Origin of the sequence: Streptomyces sp. NPDC048504 (assembly GCF_043200035.1) — a bacterium.
Classification (GTDB): Bacteria; Actinomycetota; Actinomycetes; order Streptomycetales; family Streptomycetaceae; genus Streptomyces.
Window position 1 is genome coordinate 327,687 of sequence record NZ_JBICXA010000005.1, and the last position, 24,151, is coordinate 351,837.

A 24,151-nucleotide genomic window follows, 5' to 3' on the forward strand; every position below is an offset into this window, starting at 1 on the left:
GCCATGGACCTGAAGAAGAACAACGAAAAGGCCAAGTTCCCTTATCTACGGCAGGACTTCGCGGCCTCGCTCGTGGTGTTCCTGGTCGCGCTCCCGCTCTGCGTGGGCGTGGCCGTAGCCTCCGGTGTGTCGGCCGAACTCGGCCTGGTCACCGGCATCGTGGGCGGGATCGTCACCGGATTCATGCGGGGCAGCAGCCTCCAGGTGTCCGGGCCCGCCGCCGGGCTGACCGTGCTGGTCTTCGAGGCGGTGCGGGAGTACGGGCTGCCCGCCCTCGGAGTCATCGTGCTCACCACCGGTGTGCTTCAAATCGCCATGGGCGTCCTGAAGTTGGGGCGCTACTTCCGGGCCATCTCGGTCTCGGTCGTCGAGGGCATGCTGGCCGGCATCGGACTGGTGCTGATCGCCGGGCAGTTGTACTCGGTGGCGGGGGCGAAGGCCCCCGCCTCGGGGGTGGACAAGATAGCCCAGCTGCCCGGCGCGCTCATCGACGCCGTCGGGAACACGGAGGCACTGGCCTCGCTCGCGCTGGGTGCCGCCACCATCGCCGTGCTGGTGCTGTGGAAGCGGATGCCCGCCAAGGTCCGTACGGTGCCGGGTCCGTTGGCCGCCGTAGGGCTGGCGACGCTCGCGGCGCTCGCGTTCGGGCTGCCGGTGGCGACCGTCGAGGTGCAGGGGCTGCTCGGCTCGTTGCAGCCGCCGCCGCTGAGTGCGTTCGGTGAGCTGGCGCAGGTCGGGGTGCTGGGCACGATCGTCGCGTTCACGTTGATCGCGTCCGCGGAGTCGCTGTTCAGCGCGGCGGCAGTCGACCGGCTGCACTCCGGTCGACGCACCGAGTACGACAAGGAGTTGGTGGCGCAGGGCGCGGGCAACGCGCTGTGCGGGATGCTCGGCGCGCTGCCGATGACCGCGGTGATCGTGCGCAGCGCGGCGAACGTGCAGGCGGGCGCGCGGACGAAGGCGTCCCGGGTCATGCACGGCGTATGGCTGCTGCTGTTCGCGGCGCTGCTGCCGGACGTCCTCGCGTACATCCCGATCCCGGCCCTGGCGGGCATCCTGGTGCACGCCGGCGCCAAGCTCATCCCCGTCCGGGAGATCGTGTCGCTGTGGCGCGAGCACCGGGGCGAGGCGCTGATCCTGGTCGTCACGGCGCTGTCGATCGTCGCGGTCAGCATGTTCGAGGGCGTCCTCATCGGCCTCGCGCTGGCCGTCGCGAAGACGGCGTGGGAGGCCTCGCACATCAAGCTGGAGGTCGTCGACAAGGGCGCGGGCCCGGTCCAGGCGTACCTGTCGGGCAACGCGACCTTCCTGCGGCTGCCGAAGATCCTCGACAGCCTGGAGGCGCTCCCCCAGGACCGCCCGGTCGAACTGCACCTCTCCGGCCTGCACCACCTCGACCACGCCTGCCGTACGGCCCTGGAGAACTGGGCCGAGCGGCACAGCGCGGCCGGCACCGAGCCGGTGAAGGTCACGGCGGTCGGGGCCACGGCCGTGAAGTAGCGGCGCCGGTGCCCGCTCCGGGGCGATCGTGGCCCCGGAGCAGGCACCGGGCATACCCTTGCAGGAGCAGACAGAACGGCCTCTCGACGAGGGGGTCAGGATGCTCCAGGAACTGCTGGTGGCGGGCGCGGCGGCCGGTTCCGCGTGCGTGGTCTACGTCGCTGCGGCGGCCAGGGTCGTCAAGCAGTACGAGCGCGGGGTGGTCTTCCGCCTCGGGCGGGTGGTCGGTGAGGTGCGGGGGCCCGGCTTCACCACGGTCGTCCCGTTCGTGGACAAGCTCCGCAAGGTCAACATGCAGATCGTGACGATGCCCGTGCCCGCGCAGGAGGGCATCACCCGCGACAACGTCACCGTGCGCGTGGACGCGGTCGTCTATTTCAAGGTCGTCGACGCGGCCGACGCGATCGTCAAGGTCGAGGACTACCGCTTCGCCGTCTCGCAGATGGCCCAGACGTCCCTGCGTTCCATCATCGGCAAGAGCGACCTCGACGATCTGCTCTCCAACCGCGAAAAGCTCAACCAGGGCCTGGAGTTGATGATCGACAGCCCGTCCATCGGCTGGGGCGTGCAGATCGACCGCGTCGAGATCAAGGACGTATCGCTCCCCGAAACAATGAAACGCTCGATGGCCCGCCAGGCCGAGGCCGACCGCGAACGCCGGGCCCGGATCATCAACGCGGACGCCGAGTTGCAGGCCTCCAAGAAACTCGCCGAGGCCGCCGAGCAGATGTCCGAACAGCCCGCCGCACTCCAACTCCGCCTGCTGCAAACGGTGGTGGCGGTCGCTGCCGAGAAGAACTCGACGCTCGTACTCCCCTTCCCGGTGGAGCTGCTGCGCTTCTTGGAGCGGGCGCAGCCGCAACAGCAGCCTCCCGCGCCGCCACCGCCCGCCGTGGACCCGTAGTCCCGCCCGCTGACTGGCGGGCACGGCCCCCGCGCCGCAGGATCGAGGGAGCCGACCGGAAGGGGTGCCCCATGGCCGAGAAGGGCGCGAAGCGCAAGAGCGGGAAGAAGGGCGAGGCGGTCCCCCTCGCCGAACTGCTGCGCGTCACCGCCGGCCGCCCGGTCGACCTCTCCTCCTACGACGCCGCAGCCACCCCCGGCGGCCCCGCCGACAAGGCCGCCGGCCTCAAGGACACCGCCCGGATGGGCGAGCACCTGGCCGACCTGCAAGAACGCCTGTGGGCGGCGAGCACGGCCGGCGACGGCCGACGCCTGCTCCTGGTGCTCCAGGGCATGGACACCAGCGGCAAGGGCGGCACCGTCAAGCACGTCATCGGCCCGTTCAACCCCTCCGGCTGCCGGATCCGCGCCTTCAAGGCACCCACGCCGGAGGAACAGAAACACGACTTCCTCTGGCGCATCAAGCGCGCCCTCCCCCACCCCGGCGAGATCGGCATCTTCGACCGCTCCCACTACGAGGACGTCCTCATCGCCCGCGTCCGCGAACTCGCCCCGCACCGCGAGATCAACGACCGCTACACCCAGATCAACCGCTTCGAGAAATCCCTCACCGACGACGGCGTGACCGTCGTCAAGTGCTTCCTCCACATCTCCTACGGCCAGCAGAAGCGCCGCCTGCTGGAACGCCTCGACAACCCGGACAAGCACTGGAAGTTCAACCCCGGCGACATCGCGGAACGCGCCCTGTGGCCCGCGTACCAGCACGCGTACGAGATCGCCCTCGACCGCTGCTCCACCCCGGACGCCCCCTGGCACCTGATCCCGGCCGACCGCAAGTGGTACCGCAACTGGGCGATCAGCCGCCTCCTCCTGGAACACCTGACGGCACTGGATCCGCAGTACCCGAAAGCGGACTTCGACGTGGAGGCGTGCCGGGAGCGGCTGCTGGGTTCGGACTGACCTCACCCTCGTGTCGATGACCGAATAGTTCCGCTTATCCTCTTATGTTCCTACGGTGACCATTCGAGTACGCCAAGTCGCCGCCGCCTGTGCACTCGGCGCCGCGCTCACCGCCTGCGGGGCCCCCTCGGCGCCCCACGCCAGCCGTCCGGCGCCCAGCGCGCCTTCCGCCGCCATCTCGCGGCCGCCCACGCTCGCGCCCGGCCCCGCCGGTCTGACCCCGGTCTTCAAAAACGGTCCGCGGGCGGACGGCAAGACCGTCGCGCTGACCTTCGACGCCGACATGACCGCCGACGAGGGGCCGCGTGCGGCGAAGGGCGAGCACTTCGACAATCCGCAGCTCATCTCCACGCTCCGCACGCTGAAGGTGCCGACGACCGTGTTCATGACAGGGCGGTGGGCCGACGAGTACCCGGCCGAGGCCCGCGCCATCGGCCGGGACCCGCAGTTCGAGATCGCCAACCACTCCTACAGCCACTACGCCTTCACCAATGACTGCTACGGCCTGCCGACCGTCTCCCCGGACAGGATGAAGGCGGATGTGGAGCGGGCGTACACGGCGTTCAAGAAGGCGGGCGTGCCGAACGCGATGCCGTACTTCCGCTTCCCCGGCGGGTGTTACGACCGGCAGGCGCTGAAGACGCTGAGCGCGGTCGGTGTCACGGCGGTGCAGTGGGACGTGGTGAGCGGCGACGCGTTCGCGACGGACTCGGACGCCGTGGCCCAGCAGGTGCTGGAGGGCGTGAAGCCCGGCTCTGTCGTCGTCATGCACTGCACGCGCAGCGCCGCCCCGGCGACCGAGCGGGCCGTCCGCATGATCGTGCCCGAGCTGCGGAAGAAGGGGTACCGGTTCGTGAAGGTCTCCGAGCTGATCGGGGCCACGGACCGGCACCGCTGAGGTGGACTGAGGATCGCGCACCCCTCGTACGCTGGTCGCATGAGCGACGAAGAGCCGGCGCCGGCGTACGCGGAGTGTGTGCTGTGCCAGGAACCTACCGAGTACCCGGAGTCGTACAAGGGGATCACGCTGTGCCCCGTCTGCGAGTGGCAGGAGGCGCAGCGCACCGCCTGCTCGGGGTGAACGGCGGGGGGGGTGAGGGCGTTGGCGGCCGACGTTGTGCAGCTGTAGATCGCGTCGCATTGGGGAGTCGTCTCGCGGGAGCGCCGTGGGGAGTGGGTCGTTTGGCGGGTGCCTGTGCGTTTGGGCTGGTCGCGCTCACGCGGCGGAGCCGCACATCGATACAGCCCCGCGCCCCTAGGGGGATCCTCTCAGTGGTGCCTTTAAGGGTCGATCTTCCGCCTGGCAGACTGGAGGACGTGACCAGTGATTCCACCGTTTCCGGCGACAACGTCGACCCCTTCGTCAACGAGCCCACCTCTCGTGATGAGGCTCCGCAGTTCGTGTTGCCCCTGGTTGTGCGGATCGAGCGGGATGCTCCGCCGGCCCGAACCGACGCGTTGGAGACGGCCGCCCGGGCTGTGCTGACGATCCTGAGTGATGAGCGGGCCGTCGATGACGGGGAGTGGGCGCAGGTCATGCGGGACTGGCAGGACGCGCGCATCCGGAAGGTGGTCCGGCGGGCGCGCGGGGCCGAGTGGCGGCGGGCCGAGGCGCTGCCGGGCATCACGGTGACCGGCAAGTCCGCGGAGGTACGAGTCTTCCCGCCCGTCCCGCTCGACGGCTGGCCCAAGGACCTGGCCCGGCTCCAGGTGTCCGGCACCGACCTCGACGACCCCGAACCGCCGGCCGACGCGGACTCCACGGCACCGGTGCTCTGGCTGAACCCGGACCTCGGCATGTCCGCCGGCAAGACCATGGCCCAGACCGGCCACGGCGCCCAACTCGCCTGGTGGGAACTGTCGGACGAGGACCGGACCGCCTGGCGCCAGGCGGGTTTCCCGCTCTCCGTCCGCACCGCCGACCCGGCCCGGTGGGCCGAACTCACCAGCAGCGGGCTGCCGTTGGTCAGGGACGCGGGCTTCACGGAGATCGCGCCGGGCTCGGCGACCGTCGTAGCGGAGCATCCGGCGCTGCGGCGACGAGGCTGAGCCGGCGCAACCGAGGCACCCCCGCAGACCCGTTCGTCGCGGAAGGCGTACGGCCGTGCCGGCGACCTGCCCGGCCGGGGCGACGGCCGGTCGGCCGGCGCCCCTTCGGGGCCGCGCGATCATCGAACTCCTCGGCGCCGCGCGGTCGTTCAACACTTCGGCGCCGCGCGCGTCGTGACGCTCTCGGCGCCGAACACGTACGCGATGCGCCACGCCGTCCGTCACCCCGCGGGCGCCCGCTCAGCTCGACGCCGCCGCCACCTCCTCGCCCTCGGGTGCCTCCTCCGCCGCCCGGGACCTGGCGTCGCGGCGGTCCAGCAGGTTCAGCACCGGAACCGTCATGACCGTGGTGACCAGGGCGACGAGGACGAGCGCGGTGAACAGTTCCTCGCTGACGATGCCGGCCGTCAGCCCGATGTTGAGCGCGATCAGCTGCATGAGGCCACGGGCGTTCATCAGTGCGCCGACCCGGACGGCCACCGGGCCGGGCTCGCCGCGCAGCCGGGCGGCGGCCCAGCAGCCGCCGAACTTTCCGGCCACCGCCACGACGACCGCGGCCGCCCCGAACAGCAGCACGGGCGGGTCGGAGAAGACGTCGAAGCGGGTGTTCAGTCCGGAGTAGGTGAAGAACATCGGCACGAACACCACCTGGGTCACGGACTGGGTGGTCCGCACCAGCCGTTCGGACGCCTCGCCGCGTGGCATGGTCATCCCCACGCAGAACGCCCCGAACACGGAGTACAGGCCGCTGATGTCGGTGAACCAGGCCGCGCAGAACAGCAGGGCGACCGTGAAGAGGAGGCGGGTGTCGTCGCCGAGGCCCGGGCGGTTCACGATCCAGGCCAGCAGGCGGCGCCCCAGCAGGAGCAGTACGGCGACGAACAGCACGGTGCCGCCGACGGCCTCCAGGATGGGCCTCACCTTGCCCGAGGCCACGCTCAGCACGCCCGCCAGCATGATCCAGGCGACGGCGTCGTCCGTTGCCCCGGAGGCCAGGGCGAGTGAGCCGAACCGCGATCCGGCCAGCCCGCGTTCGGTGATGATCCGGGCCAGCATCGGGAAGGCGGTGATCGCCAGCGCGACGCCGACGAACGCCGCCGTCACCCAGACCGAGACCCCGTCGACGAAGATGCCGACATGGCCGTGGGCCACGAGGGTCAGTCCCACGCCCAGCACCAGCGGGATCCCCACCCCGGCCGAGGAGACGGCGACGGCGGTGCCGGCCAGGCCGCGTCCCGCGTGCGCCCGGAACTCGTAACCGGCACCGAACATCAGGGCCACCAGACCGATCTGGCCGGCCACGTACAGCACCGGCTTCAGCTCGGGCGGGAAGACGTGGGCGGAGGCCCCCGGGGCGACCAGCCCGAACAGGGAGGGGCCGAGCAGTACCCCGGCGATCATCTCGCCGACCACGGGCGGCTGCCCGAAGCGGCCCGCCAGCAGGACGACCAGCCGGCAGGTCAGCAGAATCACGACGACGGCCAGGAAGAAGACGGGAGCGAGCTCCACGGGAGTCACGGTCTCGGTCCTCTCAACGGCCGGCTGGGACGGAGGTGGCGGAGCCGCCGGACGAGGCGGCGAAATAGTTCCGGCACAGTCCCTGGCGCCGGGCGTCCCACACCATGTAGCTGCCGAGGACGAGTTGGACGAGGCTGCGCCAGACGCCCTCCCAGCTGTCGGCGAGACGCATCACCGCGAGCCGGGTCCGGCTGCGGACCGCGGCCCCGGTGCGCGGGATCAGCAGGCAGGGACCGCGGCTGGGCAGCGAACGGGTGTGTTCCACCGAGGAGTCGAGCCGGAAGCGGCGCAGGACCTCCTCCGCCGCGACCCGCATGGTGAGGACGGCGAAACCGCGTGCCGGGCAGGGACGGTTGGCGGTCACCCCGAACGGGATGAAGGCCGAGGGCCTGGTGTCCGGGTCCAGCCACCGGTCCGGGTCGAACGGGTCGCCTCCGGACCCCTGGTACTCGGGGTAGTTGAACAGCAGGACCGAACCGGCCGGGATGGGGTCGCGCCCGTCCCGGGGGATCTCCCCCGAGGTGATCCGGTGGGCCACTCCGAAGAGCGGGAAGTGCTGCAGCGTCTCGTTGATCACCCGGTCCAGGAGGTCCGGGTCCTCCTCTCCGGACGCCAGACGGTCCTGGACCGGCCGGTGGGTGGCGAGGGCCAGCAGCAGATGGGCCATCGCCTCCGACATCTGCACGACCGCGGTGTTGAAGAACGTGCCCTGGAGGTAGTACGCCTGCTCCCGCGGGGTGAGCGTGGCCGGTAGCGGCACGGGCGGCGGGTCGTGCGCGAGCCGGTCCCGCAGAAGGGCGGTGAGCCGGGCCCGGCGGTCCATGTGGCGCAGACCGGTGCACTTCAGGGCGCTGACCACGTCGTCCGCGTTGCCGGTGATCAGGTCCCGGACGTGGCGCGGGCAGGGGGCGCGGAAGACCACTTCGTAGTAGACCTCGGCCCAGACGGGCATCATCAGGTCGCGCAGTCTGACCCGGTGCACGCGCGCGTGGCCGTCGAGTTCGTCGAGCACCCGGCGGGTGCAGCGGCCGACCAACTCCGTCCACTGCTCCCTGGACAGCCCGGCCAGGATCTGCCGGGTGGTCCGGGCCACGTCGTCGTAGCGCGGTCCTGGCTCCAGGTGCTCCTGGTGCACCTCCGGGCCCGGCGAGAGCCAGTACCAGAACAGGTCGGAGAGTGCGGCGCCCCGGCTGCGGCCGTTGGCCGCCGGATGCCCGTACACCCTCTTGAACTCCTCGGCGGGCACCTCCTTGCCCGGAGCCCGGACCCCTTCCTCGCCGCCCACCCAGGCGAAGATCCGCACCCGCAGCGCGATCACGGCCCTGGGCAGCCAGTACGGCAGACCGGCCACCAGGATCACGGCCAGACCCAGGACGAGCCAGCCGGTGGGGCTCACGCGACCACCCCGCCGAATCGTCGGTCCGCCCCCGGCGTCACGGCGGGACCGGGGACGGGCCCCCACGCGGGCACCCGGACCAGATCGGGAGTCAGGTCGGCGAGTCCGGAGGCCCCGCACAGGGCCAGGGTGTCGTCGAGTTCGTCCCTCAGCAGTTCGAGGAGACGCCGTACGCCTTTCTCGCCGCCCTCGGCGAGCGCCCACATCACGGGCCGGCCGATGCCCACGGCGGACGCACCGAGTGCCAGCGCCTTGACCGCGTCGGTGCCGCGCCGTACGCCTCCGTCGAGCACGACGGGGATGCGGCCCTCGACGGCGGCGAGGATCTCGGGCAACAGCTCCAACGTGGCGGGGACGGTGTCGAGTTGGCGTCCGCCGTGGTTGGACAGCAACAGCCCGTCGACGCCGTGCCGGACCGCGAGCCGGGCGTCCTCGGGGTGCAGGACACCCTTGAGCAGGATGGGCAGGGAAGTGATGCCGCGCAGCCAGTCGACGTGCTCCCAGTTCAGCTCCGGGGACATGGCGATCTGGCGTACGTGGCCGCGCTCGCCGTCGCGCAGGTCCACCAGGTTCTCGCAGCGCAGGCCCGGCGGCAGGTCGTGGAAGCCGTTGCGCCGGTTGCGTTCGCCCGCGCCCAGCACCGGGGAGTCCACGGTGACCACGAGCGCGGTGCACCCCGCGTCGGTGGCCCGCCGCACCAGCGTCTCGGTGATGTCCAGGTCGGGCTGGATGTAGAGCTGAAACCACAGGGATACGTCGTCGCCGGCCGCGCGGGCCGCGTCGGCGATCTCGCCCACCGCCACCGTGGAGGCCATGGCCACGATCATGATCGCGCCGGCGGCAGCCGCGGCCCGAGCGGTCGCCAACTCCCCTTCAGGGTCGACCAGTTTGTGGAAGGCGGTCGGGGAGATCAGAACCGGCAGGCTGGCCCGGCTGCCGAGCAGGCTGATGCCCAACTCCCGTTCTGCACTTCCCCGCAGCACCCGGGGCAGCAGCTGCAGCCGCCCGAACGCCGCCTCGTTGGCCCGTACGGTGATCTCGTCACGTGCCCCGCCGGCGATGAAGTCGGCGTACACGGGGTCCAGTTCGGCGCGCGCCGCGGTCTCGAAGTCGCGGACGGTGTACTGCACGCCGCTCACCGCCCCGCCGGAGTCGGCCGACGGTCCAGCTCGCGGGCGAAGAACGCGGCCAGCGGGGCGTGGTGGACCTCCGGGTCGTCCCAGTGGTTCTCCAGGTTCTCGGCCATGTGATGCGTGCCGAGGAGTTCACCGCCGCCGTGGTGGCGGATCACCGGGTGGAGGTACGCCGCGTCGAAGGCGTCGTCGACCGAGTTCTGGGCGGTGCGGCGCACGGTGATGTCGAAGGGGTCGACCTTGTCGTGGTCGGGGCCGTACTCCAGGGTGACGGTGAAGTAGTCGCCGTTGTCGGGGAGTTGGCGTTCGTGGGCGTACGCGACCGGCACCTCCTCGTGGTACCCGGCCGGTTCGCCGGGTGGTGTGACGATCAGGTCCCCGATGACGCCGAACTGCTGCCACAGTGCCGAACTGCGGTTGACCCGGGCCACCACGGCGTCCGCCAGCGCGGCCGGGTCGCTCTCCAACTGCCGGTGCGGCCAGGGCTGTTCGTGATGGCGTTCGTCGAGGATGCGGCTCAGGGCGCGTACGGCGTACCGGAAGCCGTGGATGAAGCCGCCGGTGGACTTCTTGAAGTCGCGCTGCTGCATGAGCGTTCCGGCGAAGTAGAGGCCGGGCACGTTCACCGACTCGTAAGCCGGGGAGAGGGCGGCGAACCGGTCGTCGATGACCAGGGTGGGGCTGCACGCCGGGTCGAACACCGAGGCGTCGAAGCGGAATCCGGTGCAGGCGATCACCCGGTCGTAGCGCAGTTCCTTCACGACCTCGTCGGCCCGGGAGAAGCTGAAGCGGACGCGGTACATGCCGTCGGGGTCCTTCTCGACGGACAGCACGTCTCCGTCCAACAGGGCGTTCTGGGACTTGAGTTGGTAGGTGTCGAGGAAGTTGTTGTTGACCGCGCGGAGATGGCCGACGTAGTGGCTGTTCCAGGCCATGCGGATGGAGTGCGGGCCGGCGACATGGATGACCGCGGCCGTCTCGACAAGGTTGTCAGCGGTCTCCAGGGCGGAGTTGCCCTTGCCGATGATCAGGACGCGCCGGTCGGTGAAGTCCTCGGGGTCCACAGAGACTACGGAGTAGTCCTCGGCCGTCTCGATGCCGGGGATGCCGGGGGTGTTGGGCCGGGTCAGTCCGGTGGCCACGATCAGCCGACGCGCACGGTGTTCGTGACCGTGCTGATCGGTGACGGTGAAGCCGTCCTCGTCGCGCCGGATCCGCTCCGCCCGGGTGTCGTAGGCGATGTCCAGCTTGAACGTCTCGGCGAAATCGGCGAGATAGCGCACCAGGTCGTCGGCGTGCGGGAAATAGCGCTTGCTGTAACGGCTGAAGAGCAGGTGCGGGTCCGGGGACAGCAGGGAGTTCCAGTCCATCCGGAGGTTCAGTTCGGGATCGTCGGTGCCGTTGTACACCTTGTTGATGGAGATCAGCTTGCGGTGGCGGGGGAAGGTGCCGAAGAACGTGCCGGGGGCGTGACCGCTCTCCAGGATCCGGTATTCGTGCCCGGCTGCCTGGAGTAGCTGCCCGAGCTGGAGCCCGGCGGGACCGGCACCGACCACGAGGTAATCCAGACGCTCGCTGTGCGTGGAGTTCACGGAACTCTCCTTCTGCTCCGGGCGGGGACATGCCTGGAGGAGGGTGGGGGGTGACAGGTGGGGGTGAGGAAGGACGGCCGCCGTCGCGTGACGACGCGTCGTGGCCGGGCGCTGTTCCTGCGAGGTGTCGTTCGTGAGTCAGGGTGCCTGGGCCACGTGCGCGTCAGCGGTCAGCCGGAATGGTCGCGCCTCGTCGGCGGACAGAGCGATTCGGGAGCGGTCGCCGTGCGGGCCGAGGACAACGTGGCCGGGCGTTCTGGCAGGGGCATTGCAGACCCTCCATCAGATTTCCCTTTGAAATCTCCATGAGCACGTTAGTGACGAGCTGTGGACATGGGCAACAGCGGCACCAGGATGACAGCAATCCGACAGGTGACCCCGTCAACTTCCGCTCCTGGGGCGGAGATTGACGCCGGTGACAACCACACGGCCGACCCCGGACCACCCCTGGCGACTGCCGACGGCCCGGGGTCCGGCCGGAGCGGGCCGGGTCCACGGGACGAGTGCCGGAACGCGGGTGCGGTAGGCCAGCATTCCGCCGAGGACCATGCCCAAGAGCCCGGTGTAGATGGGGTGCCGCACTATTCGGTACGGGCCGTCGGTGCGCAGCTCGTGGCGTTCGTGGACCAGCGGGATGCTGGCCCACATGACGCCCCGCACCCAACGGGCCCACAGCAGGAGCCCGGTGGAGGCGACGGCGAACAGGGCGCCCAGGATCGCGAGTTCGGGCTGCCAGTACTGGAGGTGATGCCAGAAGGAGTCCGGGGTGTGGTTGACCAGTAGGGAGAACGCGCAGCAGCCCGCGATCAGCACAGCCCGCTGCGGCAGGGTACGGCGCAGGTCTCGCGCCCAGCCGCGCGCCCCGGTCTCGCCCTTCACGCCGAAGTGACGGCGCCCGCGATCCGGGCCACGACGAAGATCGCGACACAGATGCCGGTGAGAGCGACGAGTGCGGACTGTAGTGAGCCCATGGCACAAGGCTGCGCCCCGGCCTGCGTCGATCACCACCACCCACGGGCTGATTCGGCGGCTCCACCCTCGGGTGGAGATCCATGACGCACGGTTGAAGTGACTCAGATCACGGCGGATCGTGGCATCGGACAGCCCTGCCGCAGCGTCCCCCTTCTGAAAGTCCGCAAGGGGGAACCGACGGTGCGCCGAGGCTACAAGTGGGTCGACCGCGAACTGGCCCGGATGGACCCGGACACCGACTGGGAGCGCATGATCTCGCTCTACGTCGGCCACCGCGTCCCCGAGTTCGCGCTGGCGATGATGGTCTATCCGGGCACCATGCGCATGATGCAGCCGGGCTTCGGATCCGCCACCCTCGCCCACACCAAGAAGCTGGAGACCCGGCCCCGGCGGCGTTTCGAGGACGGCAACGAGTTCCTGATGGCCTGGATGGTGGACGGGCTCTCCAGCACCGCGGGCCGCAAGGCCGCCGAACGGCTCAACCGCATCCACCTGGCCATCGCCCGCGCGACACCGCACCTGCCCGGCAACTTCGACGACGTCGACGACTTCGTCTATCCGCTGGTCCTGCTGGCCACGTCCGCCGACCGGCTGCAGACCTCGCTGGGCCTGCCCGGTACCAGCGAGGGCATGAAGACCGCCTGGCATCGCTGGGCGCAGGCCCTCTTCCGCCTCCTGGAGCGCGAGTCCGGCCCGCTGGCCGACGAGGCCTTCCCCGAGGACTGGGACGCGATGACCGAGTTCGCCCTGAAGTTTGAATCCCGGCCGTACGAGGAGACGGAGTCCGGCCACCGGGTGGCGACGGCGATGATGGAGTTCTTCGCCGAGTACTGGTTCCCCGCCCCCTTACGGGCGTTCGGCAGGGACCTGACCCGGTATCTCGCCGGCGAGCGAGTCTGCCGGCTCCACCGGATCGGCTGGCTCTCCCCTCGCCGCGAGCGTGCCGTCCGCGCCTTCCTGAAGTCCGCGTTCCTCGCCCAGCGCCTGCTGCCCGACTACCGCAGGCCGCTTCCCGAGCGGCTCCGGCGGACCCGGCGCGGGCCGTCCGCCACAAGCCCCTCCTCAGAGTGAAGCGCCTCAACTACCCAGCATTTTCAAGGTCCGTCGATGCCACACCAACGGACTCCGCTCGTCGTCGGACCTCATCGCCAGCACCCGCAGCACGATGATGTCGTGGTCGCCGGCCGGGTAACTGTGCTCGACCGTGCACTCCAGCCACACCGGTGCGCCGTCGAGGAAGATCGCGCCGGATTCCGCCTCCACCGTGCGCAGGTCGGCGAACCGGGCCGCCTTGCTGCGGGAGCCGAGCTGGCGGGCCTTGTCGCTGTGCCCCTCGCCCAGGACGGAGATTCCGATGGCCAGCGCGCGGGCCAGCAACGGCCAGGTCGTCGAGGTGTGTTGGGCCGCGAAGGAGACCATGGGCGGGTTGTGGGAGACGCCGACCGCGAACGACGAGACGATCATGACGGTCGGTTCGCCGTGGACGCGTGCGGAGAGCGCCGCGACGCCTGAGGGGAACCCGGAGAACGCCCTCGTGATCTCCCCGGGGTCCGAGGTGATGCCGTCCAGATTCTCCAGACCTTCCATTGCCGCCATCGTGCAATCCCCGTCAGCATCGGGCCTCATGACGTCTCGTCAGGCTTCATCACGCGACTCCTGTGGGTAGTTGTGGCGCGGCGGACACCGTGAGGGGTGCGTTGCCGGGAGGCTCGGTTCGGAGGAGAGCGCACGCCAGGAGGCAGAGCACTCCGACCGCCGCGAGCCCGCCGAGCGTCATGGCGTAGCCGTGCCCGGCCAGCAGGACCGCGCACACCGCGCTGCCCAGCACCGCGCCAAGTTGCTTCATGGCGTTGAAGGTTCCGGACGCCGCCCCGACCTCGTCCGGGCCCACCGAGGTCACCGCCGCGATCGAAAGAGGCGACCAGACAAAGGAGTTGGCGACCCCGTACACCGCGAAGGTGGCGGTCAGGGCGGAGACCGGGGCGTCCGTCGCGACGAGCACCGCCGATGTCCCGATGGACAGGACCAGGGCGCCGGAGCCGATGACGGCGACCGCGCGGGACCCGATCCCGTTGTTGAGCCGGGCCGACACCGGCGCCCCCAACAGGCAGACCACGCCCATCGGTACGAGGGTGAGGGCAGCCGCGCCGGCATCGAGCCCGCGCTCCCGCTGGAGGTACAGCATCAGCGGGATCATCGCCGACCCGGAACAGAAGGCAGCGGCGGCACCGGCCCAGGCCGCGACGACGAACCCCCGACTGCGCAACAACTCGACCGGCACCAGGGCACGTCGACCGTCCCGGCGCTGGAACCACACCACACCCGCGACCACCAGCACACCGACGACCACGAGCAACCACCGTGGCACGCCCAGCACTTCACCACTCGCCGCGTCCGTGCCCTGGATGCCGATGACCAGCGCACCGACTCCGCTCGCGTTCGCGCAGATCGCCCACACCGGGATGCGCGCCTCCTGTCGCGGCAGGACCGGTACGAACACGGCCACGGCCACCAACGCGCCGACACCGACCGGAACGTTGACCCAGAACACCGCGGGCCAGCCCCCGGCGGCGACAAGGAACCCGCCGAGCAACGGCCCGACAGCCACCGCCGCTCCACCGACCGCACCCCACACCCCGAGCGCTACGGCGAGCCGTGGCGGCCGGAACAGCGCCTTGATGAGCGTCAGGCACTGCGGTGTCATCAGCGCGGCCCCGATGCCCTGCGCCACCCGCCATGCGACAAGTGCCGTGATGGAGACGGCAGTTGCGCACAGCAGCGAGCCGAGCGTGAAGGCCGCAAGCCCGACAAGGTGGACGCGCCGATGGCCGTACCGGTCCCCCAGCCGCCCCGCGACGACCAACGGCACCGCATAGGCGATGAGATAACCGCTGTTGACCCACATCGCGGCGGTCTCGTCGGCGTGCAGCCCGCTGATCAGGGACGGCAGCGCGACCGACGTGATCGTGCTGTCCAGCAGCAGCATGAAGAACCCCGTGCACAGGCTGCCGAGCGCGAACCATTCGCGCCGCACGCCCGCACCCCCGTCCCCACCCGCAGTCACCGCGGGCATCTCAAACTGCCAGGTTCTCGCGGAGAGTCGGCCCCTGGTACGGCGGCGCGAGCGCACCGCGGCGGCGCAGTTCGGGCAGCAGCAGTTCGCTGATCCCGGCGAAACCGGAGGGCATGGCGAGCGGGCTGGAGAACATGAAGCCTCCGCGCGATCCGGTCGCGGCGAAGGTATCCTCCAACGCGTCGGCCACGGAGGCCGGGTCGCCGACGACGCTGTGGTCCAGGCCCGTCGCCCGCCCCCGTCCGTGCGCGAAGAACTCGCTACGGCTCATGGTGCGGTCCGCGCCGAACTCCGCGACGAGCGAGCCGACGATCCCCGCGGGACTCGCGTTGGCCGCCGCCAACTCGTCGCGCAGTTCACCCAGTTGGAAGGAGGCCGGCAGCGTCGAGAAGTCGTAGCCGGCGTTGTGCGAGAGGTAGGTGGCGACGGCTTCCTCGTTCCAGAACTCGTGCACCGCCTCGCAGCGTGCCGACGCCTCGGCCTTCGTGCGGCCGACGATCACCTGGGTCGCCCAGAGGATGCCGACGTGTTCCGGGTCCCGCCCCTCGGCGAGGAGGGCCTCGTCCAGCAGTTTGCGGTGCCGCTGCTGGCCGGCGAGGTTGCCGCCGAAGCCGAAGACGAGGTCGGCGAAGCGGGCCGAAGCGGCAATGCCTCGCGGGGAGTTGCCAGCCTGGACGATGAGCGGGTGGTGCTGCGGGCCGGGGACGGACGCGAGCGGGCCCTTGACGGTGAAGAAGCGTCCCTCGTGGTCGATGGGGTGGACCTTCTCGGGGTCCGCGAACCGGCCCGTGCTCCGGTCGCGGACGATGGCGTCCGGCGCGACGGAGTCCCACAATGCCCGGCAGACGTCGACGAATTCCTCCATGCGCTCGTAGCGCAGGTCGTGGTCCATCAGCTCGGCGAACCCGTAGTTGGCCGCGTCGGCGCCGCGTGTGGAGGCGACCACGTTGAAGGCGATCCGGCCGCCGGTCACATGGTCGAGCGAGTTCAACAGCCGTGCCACGTAGAAGGGATGCATGAACGTCGAGGAGTACGTCAGCCCGAAGCCGACCTTCTCCGTGACCGTGGACATCGCTGCGATCACCGGCGCCATGTCGTGGCGCGGCCACTGGATGCCCCACTCCACGGCCGGTGCGATGCTGCCCCGCCAGGTGCTGGGGATGCCGCTGCCGTCGCCGAAGAACAGCAGCCCGACGCCCGCGCGTTCGGCGGTCTGCGCCAGCTCCATGAACATCCGGACGTCGGGGAAGTCCCGCCCGATCCAGGACCCTTGGCGCGCCCAGGCGCCCTCGGTGTGGGTGAAGGAGAGGTCGTAGCCGATGTGCATTCCGGTCATCGCGCGGCCTTCTTCCACAGCTCGGCCACTTCGTCGGCGTCGCTCAACACGGCCACGTTCAGGCCCAGTTGGAACAGGGCGGCGGCGTTGACGTGGTGGTCGTAGGCGGTCGTCGTGTCCTGCGGTACGACGACGGGCCAGTCGAGTTGGACGGCGTCCTGGGCGGTCGCGTACACGCAGCACTCGCTCGTCAGGCCGACGACGGTGAGCCAGTCGCGGCCGGCGGCGCGCAGCCGCGCGTCGAGATCGGTGCCCAGGAAGCCGCTGTAACCGCGCTTGACGACCCGCAACTCCCCCTCCTCCGGCTGCATTTGGTACCACTCGGCGCCGGGCGTCCCGACCCGGCACGGCTCGTCCGGGCTCATGGGCGCGTCGTAGTCGCCCTCGCGCAGCCAGTTGCTGGACCGCCACGGTCGCGCCGGGTCGCTGCCCAACTCGACCCAGACGACCGGCACTTCGGCGGCGCGGGCGGTGTCGACGAGTTCGGCGATACGGGTGACGGTCCGGTCGAGGGCCGCCAGCGCCGCGCCCGTCAGACCGTACGCCCCGAGCCGCTCCGGGTCGGCGAAGTCGCGTTGCACATCCACGACGACGAGCGCCGGCCTGCTGAACGGCCCGGCGAGCTGGGCGAGTTGTCTGTCCCGCAGGTCGGACATCAGGCCGCCACCTCGTCGCGGGAACGCAGCTCGGGCAGCACGGTCTCGCCGAACAGCAGCATGTCCTCGTCGTACTCCGGGAAGATCAGCATGAGTCCGTCGAGGTCGGCCTCCCGCACGATGTACTCGATGTGCTCGGTAACCGTCCGGGCACTGCCGGCGACGTACGGCGTCTGGAAGGCCGCCTCCCCGTTGGCGCCGTCGGCCCACGCGCGGGCCTGGTCCGCGGGGACGCCCCAGGTGTGCCGCATATGGGCGAGCGCCTCACGGTCGACGCCGACGCCCCACTCCTTCACCTTCTTGACGGCCAGCTCGTCGGTGTCGTCCTGGACGACGGTGAGCATCGAATACGTCTTGCAGACACGGCCGTTGGCCTTCGCCCGCGCATGCACGTCGGCCGAGAGCGACCGCATGTCGTCGAGACTGTCGGCGGCGAGAAAGGCACCGTCGGCATACCGCGCTTGAAACCGCCGCGCGTCCTCGGACCGCCCCGCGCTGATGACGGTCGGCCGGGTCGCCGGATGCGGCCGGGACTCGCAGTCGACGAGGTCGAAGTACGGCGTGCGCAGCGTGACGGAGTCCTCGGTCCACAGCCGGGTGACCGCCTCCGTCCACAACTCCGTCATCCGATAACGGTCTTCATGACTCAACTCCGGGTCCCAGTCCCCGAATTGCTCAAACTCCCCCGCGTACGACCCGTTCACGATATTCATCCCGGCCCGCCCGCCGGAGATGTCCTGGAGCGTGGTGAGCATCTTCGCCGCGACGGCCGGGTTGTGAATATTGGCGTGCAGGGTCGCCCAGATCTTGACCCGGCTGGTCGCCTCGGCAAGCGCCGCCATCATCGTCATCGACTCCAGCGAACGGCCCCAGTGGTCCGTACTCCCGCCGAAACCACGCCACTTGGCCATCGACATCACGAAGTCGAGCCCGATGCTCTCCGCGTGCACGGCGGCACGCTTGTTGTACGCATAGGTCGCCTCGGGATGCGGCGCGGTGGTGGACAGCATCCAGCCGCCGTTCCCGATGGGAAGGAAGATTCCATACTCTTTCGCGGGCACGTCACGGACCTTTCTACGGCTCTGCGGGTCTCTTGCGTTCTTACGGCGCGGGCCAGACGAGCTTGTCGCCGCTGTAGATGTCCTTGACGAAGGACGTGTCGAACCAACCCGTGGCCTTGGCGGCGGTCACGCTGCTCGGCACGATCTTGAACTGGTGCAGCATGGCGACGAGTTGGGTGACGTTGTCGGGGTCGACACCGCCGAGCGGCTGTCCGGGCGTCGGGTTCTCCTTGACGACCTGCGTCTCGGTCTTCCAGATCGTCGCGTTCAGCTTCTTGTCGTAAGTCGGCCCGGCCAACTTGGCCGCGTACCCGACGCATTCGCTGATGTGCGCCTCGCTGGCGGAGCAGTACTCGTACGCGTGCAGCGCGGCCCGCAACACGTCCTCGACGGCATGCGGATGCGCCTTGGCGAACGCCGGGTTGACCGCCATCGCCCCGATCGAACTCGGAATCTTGTAGTCGACCGGCTTCCACACGGTGACGTCCTTGCCGGCCGCCTTCAACTGATTCGGCTCGTTGGAGACGAACCCGGTGAGCGCCTCAAGACCGCCCTGCTTGCGCGGCAGCACAGAGGGGTCGTACCCCTCCTTGACCAGCTTGAGGGAGTCCCACTTCACACCGGCCTTGACCAGCATCGCCTCGACAGCGGCGGGGACATACCCCTTGTGCCCGACGACCTTCCCGTCCAGCTGGGTCAGATCGGTGATGTCCTTGTTGGTCATCAGAATGTCGAGCCCGGCATTCGAGTACGAGGAAATCCCCTTGATGTCGATCCCGTTGGCCTGCGCCTGGATCAGATCCTGCTCGGAAATCGCGGACACGGTCGCCTGTCCACTGGCAAGCAACTTGGTGTTCTGCGCGGTGTCCCCGGTACCGGGCTTGAGGCCGACGGTCAGGCAGAGGTCCTTGAAATACCCCAACTTGGCGGCGGCGATGTATTCGAGGATCGAGACCGAGGACTGGAACTGGTACCCGGAGAGATACGTGATCTTCCCGGCGGCCTTGTTCTCCGCACACCGCTTCGCGGAAATCGCGGACCCGGCCGAGCCCGCAGAGGTGCTGTCGTCCGACCCGGAACCACATCCGGCGACTCCGAGCACCAAAACGGCGGCGACGAGGGTAGATCTGGTGAGGCGATAACGAGGCATGGGTGGACTCCAAACTGGCTGAAGAGCCGGTGAATTGATGAACGAGGGCCCAGGAGGCGCCCCTTTAGGGGCGCGGGGAACTGCGCGACCAGCCCCCACCGGCCCGCAGACAACCACGGTGCTGTCAGGCTCAATCCGTACTGTCGTGCCAATGCAGCACGCGCCGCTCAACGACAGTGACCGCGAGCAACAACAACACGCCCATCACCGCAAGCACGAGGATCGAGGCGTAAACAACGGGGAGTTGATTCATGGAGGAGGCCACACTGATCGCGGTACCGAGCCCCCCGGTGGACCCGGACGCCGACATCTCCGCCACCACCGCCCCGATGATCGACAGCGGAAAGACAATACGCAGCGCGGCAAAGAGATACGGCAACGCGTTGGGCACACGCACATGCCACAACAACTCGACCCGGCTCGCATCCATCGTCCGATACACCTGCAACACCTGCTGCGGCACAGACCGCAACCCCGTAGCCGTGTTGATGAGAATCGGAAAGAAACAGATCAGCCCGGTGATGATCAGCTTGGGCATCGGCCCGAACCCGAAAGCCACGACGAGGGCCGGCGCAATGGCAACCAGCGGGGTGACATTGAGGACGACAGCGATCGGCATCACCGCCCGCCGCACCAACGGCAGTTCACTGGTCAGCACCGCGAGGACGAACGCCCCGACGAACCCCATCCCCAGCCCGGCCGTAGCCTCGCCAAGGGTCACAAGCGCGTTGTGGACGTAGTAGCCGAGCTCACCGGACAGCGAACTGCCGACATCGGACAACGGCGGTAGCAGATAAGGAAGTTGTTCAGCCCCCCAGTGCCAGAGCCCGCCAAGCAGCACCAGCATCACGACAAGCGGCAGCCACACGGCCGGCCGGACCCACGCGATCCGCGACCTCGGGTGCTTCAGACTGAAGCGGGACGGTTCAACAGTCGGTCGCTTCCCTGCCGTGGCGGTCGTCCCGCCCGCCGGGGCTTCCGTGGTGCGTTCGTCGGCAACGGTCACGTCCTTCACGCCCCCACTCACGCGGCTTCACTGTTCCACGCGCGCCGCAGCCGCTCTCGAACCAGGTCCTCGTACTCGTGGAACCGCCGTTCCCCGAAGAGCTGTTCACCGCGCGGCCGGGGCAGGTCGACGTCGATGCTCTCGACGATCCGGCCGGGGTTCGGCGCCATGACGACGACGGTGTCGGAGAGCCGTACGGCCTCGGAGACGGAGTGGGTGACGAACAGCACGGTCGTCCTCAACTCCTCCCACAGGTCGAGGAGTTGGTCCTGAAGGCTCTCGCGGGTGAACTCGTCGAGCGCCGAGAAGGGTTCGTCCATCACGAGTACGTCGGGTTGCAGGCCGAACGCCCGCACGATCGCCGCGCGTTGGCGCATGCCGCCGGACAACTGGGCCGGGAGCTTGTGCAGGGCGTCGCCGAGACCGGCCTTGACGAGGAGTTCCTCCATGTCGGGAACCTCCGTCCGCCGCTCGGCGAAGTCGGCGATGCGTTCGCGCCGCTTGCCCGCACCCCGGTTGATCTTCTGCGGCAGCGTGACGTTGCGCAGGACGGACAGCCACGGCAGCAGGGCGGGGCTCTGCGGCACGAGTCCGATCATCTTGGCCGCGCAGGCGTCCGCCGGTGTCACTCCGTGCACCGACACCTCGCCGCGGTCCGGCTGTTCGAGGCCCGCGACGAGACGCAGCAGGGTGGACTTTCCGCAGCCGCTGGGGCCGATGAGACTGACGAAGCGGCCCGACGGCACCGTGAGGTGGACGTCGTCGAGGGCCGTGGTCGCGGCGGACCCGAAGCCGTAGACCCGTCGTACCGACCGCAGTTCGAGTGCTGGCGTACCAGTCACCTTCACGCTCCCATCCATGTCGCGGGCACGAGTGCCCGATCCTGGAAGTCGGAGAGCGTGCGTAGCGAGTGCGACTGACTGCCACGCGGAAATCCGCTTAGGTGCCCCCGACCGTAGGAAGATTGTGTTTCGGGTCGGCGCAGTTGACTGTTACGGGCGTTTTACGTCTGGCTTCGAAGAAGATCGCAGCGGGGCGACCGTGCTGCCGTCGAAGACGTGGACCTCGATCCCGAGGTCTGCCGCGGCCCGCGCCACCCAGCCGCCGAGGGCCTGCACGATCAGCTCGCTGACCAGCAGCACCGCGCGCTCGGCGGTCGGTACGGACTCGCGCAGCCAGAGCAGTTTGAACATGTCCGCCATGACCTTGTTGCGGTAGGCGGGCTTGTACGCGCCCTGGTTGCCGACCAGTTGGACGAGTACGCGGCAGCCCGCGTCGATCCCCTCGACCTCGACCCGGCTGCCGTCGGGCAGCATGAGCGGCTTCGGGCGCAGCGGCGTGCCGAGGCGGTCGCCGAGCGCGAGCAGCATGCGGCGCTCGACGGAACCCTCGGCGAACCGGCTCCACTCGGTGGGGGCGTCCAGGACGATCAGGTGCACGCGCCGCATCCTAGGAAGGGTCCGTTTCCCCCGTGTTGCTTAGGGTGGACCACCATGAGAGCAGGCGGAGCGACAAGGACACCTGGCGAGGACGCGGGTACGACACGACTCGACGGCAGGGTCGAGCGGGGCAACCGCACCCGGCAGCTGGTCCTGCGCCGCACCGTCGACATCGCCTCCGTCGAGGGCCTGGAGGCGCTGACCGTCGGCCGGTTGGCCGCCGAGCTGCAGCTCAGCAAGAGCGGGGTGTTCGCACTCTTCGGCTCCAAGCAGGAGCTGCAACTGGCCACCGTGCGCGAGGCCGCCCGCATCTACACCGAGAAGGTCATCAGGCCCGCCGCCGAAGTCCCGGCCGGCGTAGGCCGGTTGTGGCGACTGTGCGAGCTGTGGCTTGAGTACTCGCGGGGGCGGGTCTTCCCCGGCGGCTGCTTCTTCTACGAGGTCATCGCCGAGTTCGACGCCCGCTCGGGTCCCGTGCACGACGCGGTGGTCGGCGCGCAGCGGGACTGGACGGCCCTCGTGGAGCGGACGGTAGCCGAGGCCCGGGAGGTGGGCGAGCTGCGGGCCGACACCGACATACCCCAACTCGCCTTCGAGATCGTCGCGTTGATGGAGACCTCCAACGCCGTCTCCGTCCTGCACGACGAGGAGACCGCCTACCGCCGGGCCCGTGTCGGCATAGCGGCACGACTGCGCTGGGCGGCCACGGACCCTTCGACGGCTCCTCAAGTCCCCTGACATACAAGGCATTTCCCCTCCCCGCGCACAGCGCTTTTCCCCTCTCCTCACTTCGGCCGAAAACAAGTAGCACGACCGTTCGCCCAGTTTTAGGCTCAAGCCCCATGACAGCCACCGGAACGGACATCGTCGAGCTCGACCGGATCGCCGTGTACGAGGCGCTGCGTGTAGTGGAGTTGGCGCAGGAGGAGGACTGGGCGCGGGACACCCCTTGCGCCGGGTGGGACCTGCGGCGGCTCGTGGCACACATGGCCGCGCAGCATCACGGGTTCGCGGCCGCCGCGCGCGGAGCGGGTCAGGACAGGGCGTACTGGCTGGAGCCCGAGGACATGAGCGAGCCGGCCCGGACGCACCGCACGGCGGCCACCGCCGTGCTCGCCGCGTTCACCGAACCCGGCGCCACCGAGCGGGAGTTCGTGCTGCCGGAGCTGGGCGCGAGCTTCCCGGGCCGGACCGCGATCGGCTTCCACTTCATCGACTACGTCGTCCACGCCTGGGACGTCGCCGCCACCCTCGGCACCGAACTCGGCCTGTCGGACGACGTGTTGGACATCGCGCTGGTGGTGGCCCGGCTGGTGCCCGCCGAACCGGCCGTACGCGGACCGGAGTTCGCCTTCGCCCCGCCCCTCGACGTACCGCCGGAGACAGGCCCGCTCGACGAGGCGCTACGGCTGCTGGGCCGGACGCCGGAGCACTGGCCCGTGAAGGGCCGCTGAACTCGCCCCCTTTGCCTGTCCTTTGAGCAAAGCTACCCTCCCTTTGAACAAGGAAACCGCCCCGCGCGTACCTCCTGACGCTGGCCAAGCGTCAACTTTCTCCAACGACCAGTTGGTTTCCCCGGGAGGCTCCCTTGCGTCGTATCAACGGTACGGCTGTGTTCATCGCCACCATTTTCGCCACCACCGGTGCGCTCGTCTTTCCCGTGTGGTCGTACGCCGACCGGGCGGGGACCGGGCAGGCGAACGTGGCGGCGGGCACCGTGAACACCGAGTGGGGGCCGTTGACGGCCGCCGACCGGGATCTGATCGTGCGGGTGCGGCTGGCCGGGCTGTGGGAGCTGCCGGCCGGGCAGCAGGCGATCGAGCGGGCGCCCAGCCAGGCGATCAAGGAGGCCGGGGACCATCTCATCGTCGGCCACGCCGACCTCGACAAGCGGGTGCGGATCATCGCGGCCCAGCTCGGTGTCGCGCTGCCGAACGTGCCGAACGAGCAACAGCAGGGCTGGCTGCGGGAGATGAGCGCGGCGACCGGCGCCGAGTACGAGTACAAGTTCGCCAACCTGCTGCGGGCCGCGCACGGCAAGATCTTCCCGGCCATCGGCGCCGTACGGAACACCACGCGGAACACGCTCGTACGGCAGCTGGCCTCGGACGCCAACCAGACCGTGCTCGATCACATCACGGTGCTGGAGAAGACCGGGCGGGTCGACTTCGACGCCATCGCCAACGAGATCGCCAACGCCTCGACCGCCAGCCCGACCGGTCCCGCTGCACCGGTGCCCGGCCAGGTGGCGCCCTCCGCGCCGGCCGCCGAGGCGAGCGGCAACGTCGGCGCCACCTCACTGCCGTCCCCGGCGGCGCCGGGCACGGTCAACACCGGCCGCCCGGATCCGGTCGACTCGAACGGCATCCTGGGCTAGGAAGCCGCTCCCCGAACCTCAAATGTTGCT

The 24,151-nt window shown here is 69.7% G+C and carries 24 protein-coding genes; 10 read left to right on the top strand and 14 right to left on the bottom strand.

Going from position 1 to position 24,151, the window contains the following annotated elements:
- Window positions 1-3: 3 nt before the first annotated feature.
- The 6 genes from ACGFY9_RS15210 to ACGFY9_RS15235 all read left to right on the top strand — a co-directional run bounded on the left by ACGFY9_RS15210 (window position 4) and on the right by ACGFY9_RS15235 (window position 5,412).
- Window positions 4-1,500, top strand: a complete 1,497-nt coding sequence (locus ACGFY9_RS15210; RefSeq protein WP_393754242.1) for a SulP family inorganic anion transporter — start codon at window positions 4-6, stop codon at window positions 1,498-1,500.
- Window positions 1,501-1,600: 100 nt separating this feature from the next.
- The gene (locus ACGFY9_RS15215) at window positions 1,601-2,404 is read left to right on the top strand and encodes a slipin family protein (RefSeq protein WP_393754244.1); all 804 of its coding nucleotides are present in this window, start codon (window positions 1,601-1,603) and stop codon (window positions 2,402-2,404) included.
- A 71-nt stretch (window positions 2,405-2,475) separates the two neighbouring features.
- A complete protein-coding gene (locus tag ACGFY9_RS15220) occupies window positions 2,476-3,363 on the top strand; it encodes a PPK2 family polyphosphate kinase (RefSeq protein ID WP_393754246.1) in 888 nt (295 codons plus the stop codon).
- Between the two features lie 55 nt (window positions 3,364-3,418).
- Window positions 3,419-4,261: a polysaccharide deacetylase family protein gene (locus ACGFY9_RS15225; RefSeq protein WP_393754248.1), complete on the top strand. Its 843-nt coding sequence runs from the start codon at window positions 3,419-3,421 to the stop codon at window positions 4,259-4,261.
- 39 nt (window positions 4,262-4,300) lie between these two features.
- Window positions 4,301-4,444, top strand: coding sequence for a hypothetical protein (locus ACGFY9_RS15230; protein WP_317888587.1), 144 nt, complete (start codon window positions 4,301-4,303; stop codon window positions 4,442-4,444).
- 236 nt (window positions 4,445-4,680) lie between these two features.
- Window positions 4,681-5,412: an aminoacyl-tRNA hydrolase gene (locus ACGFY9_RS15235; RefSeq protein ID WP_393754250.1), complete on the top strand. Its 732-nt coding sequence runs from the start codon at window positions 4,681-4,683 to the stop codon at window positions 5,410-5,412.
- Between the two features lie 240 nt (window positions 5,413-5,652).
- Here ACGFY9_RS15235 and ACGFY9_RS15240 read toward each other — a convergent pair whose 3' ends face one another.
- The 5 genes from ACGFY9_RS15240 to ACGFY9_RS15260 all read right to left on the bottom strand — a co-directional run bounded on the left by ACGFY9_RS15240 (window position 5,653) and on the right by ACGFY9_RS15260 (window position 11,930).
- Entirely contained in the window at window positions 5,653-6,930 is a 1,278-nt protein-coding gene (locus ACGFY9_RS15240; protein ID WP_393754252.1) for a cation:proton antiporter, read from the bottom strand.
- A gap of 13 nt (window positions 6,931-6,943) precedes the next feature.
- On the bottom strand, window positions 6,944-8,326 hold the full coding sequence (locus ACGFY9_RS15245) for a cytochrome P450 (RefSeq protein ID WP_393754254.1): 1,383 nt from the start codon (window positions 8,324-8,326) through the stop codon (window positions 6,944-6,946).
- A complete protein-coding gene (locus ACGFY9_RS15250; protein WP_393754256.1) occupies window positions 8,323-9,456 on the bottom strand; it encodes an alpha-hydroxy acid oxidase in 1,134 nt (377 codons plus the stop codon). The genes ACGFY9_RS15245 and ACGFY9_RS15250 overlap by 4 nt, the downstream gene beginning before the upstream one ends.
- A gap of 5 nt (window positions 9,457-9,461) precedes the next feature.
- Window positions 9,462-11,051: an NAD(P)-binding domain-containing protein gene (locus ACGFY9_RS15255; RefSeq protein ID WP_393754258.1), complete on the bottom strand. Its 1,590-nt coding sequence runs from the start codon at window positions 11,049-11,051 to the stop codon at window positions 9,462-9,464.
- 381 nt (window positions 11,052-11,432) lie between these two features.
- Window positions 11,433-11,930 carry a methyltransferase family protein gene (locus ACGFY9_RS15260; protein ID WP_393754260.1) on the bottom strand — a complete coding sequence of 166 codons (498 nt, stop codon included), beginning with the start codon at window positions 11,928-11,930 and terminating at the stop codon, window positions 11,433-11,435.
- A 273-nt stretch (window positions 11,931-12,203) separates the two neighbouring features.
- Between ACGFY9_RS15260 and ACGFY9_RS15265 the strand changes: the two genes are divergently transcribed.
- Window positions 12,204-13,094 (top strand): DUF2236 domain-containing protein, encoded by an 891-nt coding sequence (locus ACGFY9_RS15265; RefSeq protein ID WP_393754262.1) that lies wholly within the window; start codon window positions 12,204-12,206, stop codon window positions 13,092-13,094.
- A gap of 6 nt (window positions 13,095-13,100) precedes the next feature.
- On the opposite strand, the gene ACGFY9_RS15270 is transcribed toward ACGFY9_RS15265, so the two are convergent.
- From ACGFY9_RS15270 to ACGFY9_RS15310, 9 genes are all read right to left on the bottom strand, one after another.
- Window positions 13,101-13,619 (bottom strand): flavin reductase family protein, encoded by a 519-nt coding sequence (locus ACGFY9_RS15270; protein ID WP_393754263.1) that lies wholly within the window; start codon window positions 13,617-13,619, stop codon window positions 13,101-13,103.
- A 49-nt stretch (window positions 13,620-13,668) separates the two neighbouring features.
- The gene (locus tag ACGFY9_RS15275; protein ID WP_393754265.1) at window positions 13,669-15,057 is read right to left on the bottom strand and encodes an MFS transporter; all 1,389 of its coding nucleotides are present in this window, start codon (window positions 15,055-15,057) and stop codon (window positions 13,669-13,671) included.
- Window positions 15,058-15,097: 40 nt separating this feature from the next.
- Entirely contained in the window at window positions 15,098-16,432 is a 1,335-nt protein-coding gene (locus tag ACGFY9_RS15280) for an NtaA/DmoA family FMN-dependent monooxygenase (RefSeq protein WP_393754267.1), read from the bottom strand.
- Window positions 16,429-17,088 (bottom strand): cysteine hydrolase family protein, encoded by a 660-nt coding sequence (locus ACGFY9_RS15285; protein WP_393754269.1) that lies wholly within the window; start codon window positions 17,086-17,088, stop codon window positions 16,429-16,431. The genes ACGFY9_RS15280 and ACGFY9_RS15285 overlap by 4 nt, the downstream gene beginning before the upstream one ends.
- The gene (locus ACGFY9_RS15290) at window positions 17,088-18,149 is read right to left on the bottom strand and encodes an LLM class flavin-dependent oxidoreductase (RefSeq protein WP_393754270.1); all 1,062 of its coding nucleotides are present in this window, start codon (window positions 18,147-18,149) and stop codon (window positions 17,088-17,090) included. Before ACGFY9_RS15290 ends, ACGFY9_RS15285 begins: the two co-directional genes overlap by 1 nt.
- Window positions 18,150-18,189: 40 nt before the next feature.
- Window positions 18,190-19,299, bottom strand: coding sequence for an ABC transporter substrate-binding protein (locus ACGFY9_RS15295; protein ID WP_393754272.1), 1,110 nt, complete (start codon window positions 19,297-19,299; stop codon window positions 18,190-18,192).
- 130 nt (window positions 19,300-19,429) lie between these two features.
- Window positions 19,430-20,314 carry an ABC transporter permease gene (locus ACGFY9_RS15300; RefSeq protein WP_393754274.1) on the bottom strand — a complete coding sequence of 295 codons (885 nt, stop codon included), beginning with the start codon at window positions 20,312-20,314 and terminating at the stop codon, window positions 19,430-19,432.
- Window positions 20,315-20,322: 8 nt separating this feature from the next.
- A complete protein-coding gene (locus ACGFY9_RS15305; protein WP_393754276.1) occupies window positions 20,323-21,147 on the bottom strand; it encodes an ABC transporter ATP-binding protein in 825 nt (274 codons plus the stop codon).
- 150 nt (window positions 21,148-21,297) lie between these two features.
- Window positions 21,298-21,753 carry a hypothetical protein gene (locus ACGFY9_RS15310; protein WP_393754278.1) on the bottom strand — a complete coding sequence of 152 codons (456 nt, stop codon included), beginning with the start codon at window positions 21,751-21,753 and terminating at the stop codon, window positions 21,298-21,300.
- A gap of 45 nt (window positions 21,754-21,798) precedes the next feature.
- Here ACGFY9_RS15310 and ACGFY9_RS15315 point away from each other — a divergent pair, with 45 nt between their 5' ends.
- The 3 genes from ACGFY9_RS15315 (at window position 21,799) to ACGFY9_RS15325 (ending at window position 24,121) form a co-directional block, all read left to right on the top strand.
- Window positions 21,799-22,482, top strand: a complete 684-nt coding sequence (locus ACGFY9_RS15315; RefSeq protein ID WP_393754280.1) for a TetR/AcrR family transcriptional regulator — start codon at window positions 21,799-21,801, stop codon at window positions 22,480-22,482.
- Window positions 22,483-22,586: 104 nt separating this feature from the next.
- Window positions 22,587-23,198, top strand: coding sequence for a TIGR03086 family metal-binding protein (locus ACGFY9_RS15320; protein ID WP_393754282.1), 612 nt, complete (start codon window positions 22,587-22,589; stop codon window positions 23,196-23,198).
- A 134-nt stretch (window positions 23,199-23,332) separates the two neighbouring features.
- On the top strand, window positions 23,333-24,121 hold the full coding sequence (locus ACGFY9_RS15325) for a DUF4142 domain-containing protein (protein WP_393754284.1): 789 nt from the start codon (window positions 23,333-23,335) through the stop codon (window positions 24,119-24,121).
- Window positions 24,122-24,151 lie beyond the last annotated feature (30 nt).